7 protein-coding genes are annotated in these 6250 nt (G+C 64.0%); all 7 read left to right on the forward strand.

All coding sequences use genetic code 11. From position 1 onward, the window contains the following. Positions 1–164: 164 nt before the first annotated feature. Positions 165–806 (forward strand): RBBP9/YdeN family alpha/beta hydrolase, encoded by a 642-nt coding sequence (locus GGQ98_RS06345; RefSeq protein WP_184066750.1) that lies wholly within the window; start codon positions 165–167, stop codon positions 804–806. A gap of 33 nt (positions 807–839) precedes the next feature. Beyond that, on the forward strand, positions 840–1868 hold the full coding sequence (locus tag GGQ98_RS06350) for a sulfate ABC transporter substrate-binding protein (protein WP_184066753.1): 1029 nt from the start codon (positions 840–842) through the stop codon (positions 1866–1868). Positions 1869–1872: 4 nt separating this feature from the next. Beyond that, a complete protein-coding gene (gene cysT, locus GGQ98_RS06355; RefSeq protein ID WP_184066756.1) occupies positions 1873–2730 on the forward strand; it encodes a sulfate ABC transporter permease subunit CysT in 858 nt (285 codons plus the stop codon). Beyond that, positions 2730–3560 carry a sulfate ABC transporter permease subunit CysW gene (gene cysW, locus GGQ98_RS06360; RefSeq protein WP_184066759.1) on the forward strand — a complete coding sequence of 277 codons (831 nt, stop codon included), beginning with the start codon at positions 2730–2732 and terminating at the stop codon, positions 3558–3560. Before cysT ends, cysW begins: the two co-directional genes overlap by 1 nt. After that, positions 3557–4612 (forward strand): sulfate/molybdate ABC transporter ATP-binding protein, encoded by a 1056-nt coding sequence (locus GGQ98_RS06365; RefSeq protein WP_184066762.1) that lies wholly within the window; start codon positions 3557–3559, stop codon positions 4610–4612. Before cysW ends, GGQ98_RS06365 begins: the two co-directional genes overlap by 4 nt. After that, positions 4609–4773: a YezD family protein gene (locus GGQ98_RS06370; RefSeq protein WP_184066765.1), complete on the forward strand. Its 165-nt coding sequence runs from the start codon at positions 4609–4611 to the stop codon at positions 4771–4773. The genes GGQ98_RS06365 and GGQ98_RS06370 overlap by 4 nt, the downstream gene beginning before the upstream one ends. Before the next feature lie 76 nt (positions 4774–4849). Beyond that, positions 4850–6250: TonB-dependent receptor (locus GGQ98_RS06375; RefSeq protein ID WP_184066768.1), on the forward strand; the 1401-nt coding region annotated here is incomplete at its 3' end.

The raw sequence follows: 6250 nt of genomic DNA on the forward strand, positions 1-6250 counted from the left end.
GGTCGATGTGCGCCACCGCAACGACGACACCGCTCACCTTCCGGATACCGCCTTCTATCGACTGACTGTTTCATTTCAGCGACGAACCGTTTGACGAATCATATTGTCTACTGATCTGGTGGAGTGTAATCTCTACTTAATTGGTTAGCTTTGAGGAGGGACATATGAGCGATCTGGAACCACGCATCCTCACCGTGCCCGGGCTGGGCGGCTCCGGGCCGCGGCATTGGCAGACGCTCTGGGAAGCCCGGCGGTCGGACACCGTCCGCGCCGAGCTCGGCGACTGGGACCGGCCCTGTCTGGACACCTGGGTCACGCGCCTCAACGCCGCAATCGAGACATCTCCCCGACCCGTGATTCTCGTGGCGCACAGCCTCGGTTGTCTCGCTACGGCCTGGTGGGTCGCGCTTCGCGGCCAGGCCTACGGCGCTCCCGTCGCCGGTGCGCTTCTCGTCGCCCCGCCCGACACCGATCGCGAGGCGACCAGCCGGTTCGCCAGCTTCCACGATCTGCCGGACGTGTTCCTGCCGTTCCCCTCCATCGTCGTCGCCAGCCGCGATGACCCCTATGCCGAATTCTCCCACGCCAGCTTCCTCGCCCGCAGTTGGGGCAGCTTCCTGGTCGATGCCGGCCACTGCGGCCACATCAACGCCGACTCCGGCATCGGCGACTGGCCCTTCGGCACGCGCCTGCTCGAACGCCTCATCTTCGCCGCCAAGGGCCGTCTCCGGCCGGAAGCTGCGCCGTCGGTCATCATCAACTCCGGCATTGCCGCCCGTTCCAGCCAGCGCACCGCCGCGTTCTAATAAGAAGTATCCACCTCACCAGAGGAGATGAGCATGATATGTCGTTCCATAATCCCTTTGCTTGCCGTTACCGGCACGTTTCTGCTCGGCGCTTGCGGCGACAGCGCAAAGGACAAGGCTGGCGGCGTTGAAATCCTGAACGTCTCGTACGATCCCACGCGCGAGCTCTACCGCGATGTCAACGCAGCGTTCGCAAAGACGTGGAAGGCCGAGACGGGCCAGGATGTCACCATCAACATGAGCCATGGCGGCTCCGGCAAGCAGGCCCGGGCCGTCATCGACGGCCTCGGCGCCGATGTGGTCACGCTGGCCCTCGCCTACGACATCGACGAGATCGCAGAGCGCAGCCCCGCCCTCTCGAAGACCTGGCAACAGCGCCTGCCGAGCAACAGTGCGCCCTATACGTCGACGATCGTGTTCCTCGTTCGCGCCGGCAATCCAAAGGGCATCAAGGACTGGCCCGACCTCGTGAAGCCCGGCATTTCCGTCATCACGCCAAACCCCAAGACCAGCGGCGGCGCGCGCTGGAACTTCCTTGCCGCATGGGCCTATGGCCGCGAGGCCGGCGGCTCCGATGCCGCCGCCGAGGCCTACGTCACGAAACTCTTCGCCAATGTGCCCGTGCTCGATTCGGGCGCGCGCGGCTCGACGACGACTTTCGTCGAGCGCGGGATCGGCGACGTGTTTCTGTCATGGGAAAACGAAGCGTTCCTCGCGCAGAAGGAACTTGGCCCCGGCAAGTTCGAGATCGTTGTGCCGTCGATCTCGATCCTCGCCGAGCCGCCGGTCGCGGTCGTTGATGGAAACGCGAAGAAGCACGGCACCACCGCTGTTGCCGACGCCTATCTGCAGTTCCTCTACACGCCGGAAGCGCAGGATCTGATCGGCAAGCACTTCTATCGGCCGCGCGACGCGCAGGCCGTCGCCAAGTACGCGGACATTTTCCCGAAGGTGAACCTTGTCACCATCGACGACGCGTTCGGCGGATGGAAAGCCGCGCAGGACAAATATTTCAGCGACGGCGGTGTCTTCGATACGATTTTCGCCAAGATCAAGCGCTAGATCGATGATCGCCGCTATCGCCTTGCCGCGAAGGCCTTTGCTTCGTGCGCCGTCCGTCATCCCGGGTTTCGGGCTCACGTTCGGCTTCACGCTCGCCTGGCTGTGTCTTGTCGTGCTGATCCCGCTCAGCGCCGTATTCATCCGCAGCGCGGGTCTGGGCTTTCAGGATTTTATCGACGTCGGTTTCTCGGCGCGGGCGCTGGCCGCCTATCGCCTCAGCTTCGGTGCGGCGTTCGGGGCGGCGCTGATCAACGCCGTCTTCGGTCTGCTCGTCGCATGGGTTCTGGTGCGCTACGATTTCGCGGGCAAACGCATCGTCAATGCGCTCGTCGATCTGCCCTTCGCGCTGCCCACGGCGGTCGCCGGCATCGCGCTCACCGCGCTTTATGCCGGCAACGGATGGATCGGACAGTTCCTCGAACCGCACGGCATCAAGGTCGCCTATACACCGCTCGGCGTCGTGATCGCGCTCGTCTTTATCGGGTTGCCCTTTGTCGTGCGTTCGGTGGAACCGGTGCTTGCCGATGTCGGGCATGATGTCGAGGAAGCTGCGGCTTCGCTTGGCGCCAACCGCTGGCAGACGTTTCGCCGCGTTATCCTGCCCGCAATCCTGCCATCGTTGCTGACGGGCTTTGCGCTCGCGTTCGCGCGCGGCGTCGGCGAATATGGCTCGGTGATATTCATCGCGGGCAACATGCCCTTCGTGTCGGAGATCGCGCCGCTGCTCATCATCACGCAGCTCGAGCAATACAACTACGCCGGCGCCACCGCGATCGCGGCGGTGATGCTGATTGCCTCGTTCCTGCTGCTGCTGCTGATCAATGCGCTGCAGATCTGGAGCCGGCGGAGGATGGCCTCGTGATGGCGGCGACTGAATCGCGCACGGCGCGCTGGCTGCTGATCGCGGCAGCGCTCGGCTTCCTCGGCATCTTCCTGTTCCTGCCGCTCGTCGCGGTGTTCGCGGAGGCGCTGGAGAAGGGGGTCGGTGCCTATATGGCGGCGATCGTCGAGCCCGATGCACTTGCGGCGATCCGGCTTACGCTGCTCGTCGCTGCGATCAGCGTTCCGGTGAACATCCTGTTCGGCGTCTCTGCCGCGTGGGCGATCACCAAGTTCGACTTTCCGGGCAAGAGCCTGCTGATCACGTTCATCGATCTGCCGTTCTCGGTGTCGCCCGTCGTCTCCGGCCTGATCTTCGTGCTGCTGTTCGGCGCGCACGGCTGGTTCGGGGCGTGGTTCGCCGAACGCGACATCCAGATCATCTTCGCGGTGCCGGGCATCGTGCTGGCGACGGTGTTCGTGACCTTCCCGTTCGTGGCGCGCGAGTTGATCCCCCTGATGACCGAACAGGGCCGCGACGACGAGGAAGCGGCGCTGTCGCTCGGCGCGTCGGGTTGGCAGACGTTCTGGCACGTCACGCTGCCCAACATTCGCTGGGGGCTGCTCTACGGCGTACTGCTCTGCAACGCCCGCGCCATGGGCGAGTTCGGCGCCGTTTCGGTGGTGTCCGGCCATATCCGGGGCCTCACCAACACGATGCCGCTGCACGTCGAGATCCTCTACAACGAATACAATTTCGTCGCCGCCTTCGCCGTGGCCTCGCTGCTCGCGCTGCTCGCGCTCGTCACGCTCGTTCTCAAGAGCATCGTCGAGTGGCGCTTCAACTATCATCACAGGGGAACCGGACATTGAGCATCAGGCTCGAGAATATCAGCAAGCGCTTCGGTGCCTTCACGGCGCTCGGCGATGTCAGCCTGGAGGCTCGCCCCGGTGAGTTCCTGGCGCTGCTCGGCCCCTCGGGCTCGGGCAAGACGACGCTGCTGCGCATCATGGCGGGGCTGGAGTTCCCGGACTGCGGCCGCGTGTCGTTCGACGGCGAGGACGTGACCGGCCTCAAGGTAGCGGACCGCCACGTCGGCTTCGTGTTCCAGCATTACGCGCTGTTCCGGCACATGACGGTCGCCGAGAACATCGCGTTCGGCCTCAACGTCCGCCGCCGCCGCGACCGGCCGACGCGCTCCGCCATCGATGCGCGCGTCCAGGAACTGCTCGACCTCGTGCAGCTCGGATCGCTGGGGCACCGCTATCCGGCGCAGCTTTCGGGTGGCCAGCGCCAGCGCGTCGCGCTCGCCCGCGCGCTGGCGGTCGATCCGAAGCTGCTGCTGCTCGACGAGCCGTTCGGCGCGCTCGATGCCCGCGTGCGCAAAGACCTGCGGCGCTGGCTGCGCGAGCTGCACGACCGGATGGGCCTGACCTCGATATTCGTAACACACGATCAGGAAGAGGCGCTGGAACTCGCCGACCGCGTCGTGGTGATGGACCACGGCGTCATCGAACAGGTCGCGACGCCGCTCCACATCTACAACGAGCCGGCCTCGGCGTTCGTGTTCGACTTCGTCGGCGAATCGAACAGGGTTCCCGTGGTCGTTGCGCGCGGCAAGGTGCTCTATCTCGGCCAGCCGCTCGACGTCCCGGCGATCGGTGCCGACGGCCCCTCCGAACTGTTCTTCCGGCCGCATGACGCCGAGATCGTAAAGAGCGACACGGGCGCAATCCCGGCGCTGGTGGCACAGGTGCGCCCCAAGGGCGCCGGCGTCCGCGTCGAGGGCAAATTTATCGGTATCGACCGCCCCTTCGAAATCGACGTCGCTGCCGAAGACGCGCCGGAACCGGGCCGCATCATCGCCCTGAAGCCCGGCCACCCCCGACTGTTCCCAACCCATACACACGAGGACCAGGCATGACCGACAGTCCCGTCCGGCAGATCGTCACCTCCACCGACGAGGCCCTGCAAACCATCCGCGAAGCGCTCGGGCGGCTTCGCTACGGCACGATCACGCTGACCGTGCACGATGCGAAGATCGTTCAGCTGGATATCACCGAGAAGCGCCGCTTCACGGCCTGATCTCCGTTTAAATCCACACGACACCGACCGGACCACCGGAGGTTTCTCTTACCTTTCAGAAAAGGGGAATCTCACCATGTCTACACGTCTTCTGCTCGTTACAACGGCGCTCGCGCCGGCATTGATAGCCGCTTTCGCCGCACCTGCGCATGCAACCACTGCCGAAGAGGTGTCTTCGACTGCGGCATTGGATGCCGAGGTCGAGGCGGCGCCCGAAAACGCCATCATCGTCACCGCGCGTCGCCGCGCCGAAACCTCGCAGGAAATCCCGCTCGCCATTTCCGTGGTCGGCGGGGAGCAGATCGACAACACCGGGGCCTTCAACGTCGGGCGCCTTCAACAGCTCACCCCCACGCTCCAGTTCTACTCGTCCAACCCACGCAACACTGCCGTGAACATCCGCGGCATCGGGGTGCCCTTCGGCCTCACCAGCGACGGCTTCGAGCAGGGCGTCGGCATCTATATCGACGATGTCTATTACTCGCGCGTGGCGTCGACCACCCTCGACTTCCTCGACGTCGCGCAGATCGAGGTGCTGCGCGGTCCGCAGGGAACGCTTTACGGCAAGAACACCACGGCAGGTGCGATCAACATCAGTACCAACCAGCCGACCTTCGACTTCGAGGGCAAGGCGGAAGTGAGCATCGGCAATCTCAACTTCAAACAAGCCAAGGCCGTTATTTCCGGTCCATTGTCCGAAACACTGGCAGCGCGTGTGGCGCTTTCCAGCACAAGTCGTCGCGGCACGATCTACAACGTCACTTCGGACAAGTGGGTTCAGAGCCAGGACAATATCGGCCTGCGCGGCCAGTTGCTGTGGGAGCCTTCGGATACCCTCAGCTTTAACCTGACGGGCGACTACAACAAACAGGATGCCGAATGCTGCGGCTCTGTTTTTGTCGGCACGGGGGCAACCCAGCGACCGCTCAATCGCCAGTTCGCGGCGCTTGCGGCCGCGCAGAACTACGCGCCGGTCAGCACCAATCCCTTTGACAGGCTGACCGATCTCGATTCGAACCTCAACGCCGGTAACGTCATTGGCGGGGTTGCCCTGCGCGCGACATGGGATGTCGGTCCAGGCACGCTGACGTCGGTCACCGCGTGGCGGATGTGGGACTGGAAGCCGGAGAACGACCGCGACTTCACGGGCCTGCCGATCGTCACCCTGTCGCAGAACCCATCGCAGCAGGACCAGTATACGCAGGAATTCCGTTACAACTATTCCAGCCGCGCGCTGGATTTCGTTGTCGGGCTCTTCGGCTTCAAGCAAAGGATCGATACGCAGGGGAGCGAACAGCATGGGCCGGCTTCCAGCCGCTGGACCATCAATCCCAGCAACGCTCTGTCGAACGATCCTTCGGTTCTGGACGGCCTGACCGCGCGTAACTGTTTGATCCCAGGCTTTGATGGTGCATTATTCAGCCAGCAATGGAAGGATGCGCTATGGGACAGATACTCCATGGGAGCGCCACAACGA

Source organism: Sphingosinicella soli, from assembly GCF_014199685.1.
GTDB classification, from domain to species: domain Bacteria; phylum Pseudomonadota; class Alphaproteobacteria; order Sphingomonadales; family Sphingomonadaceae; genus Sphingosinicella; species Sphingosinicella soli.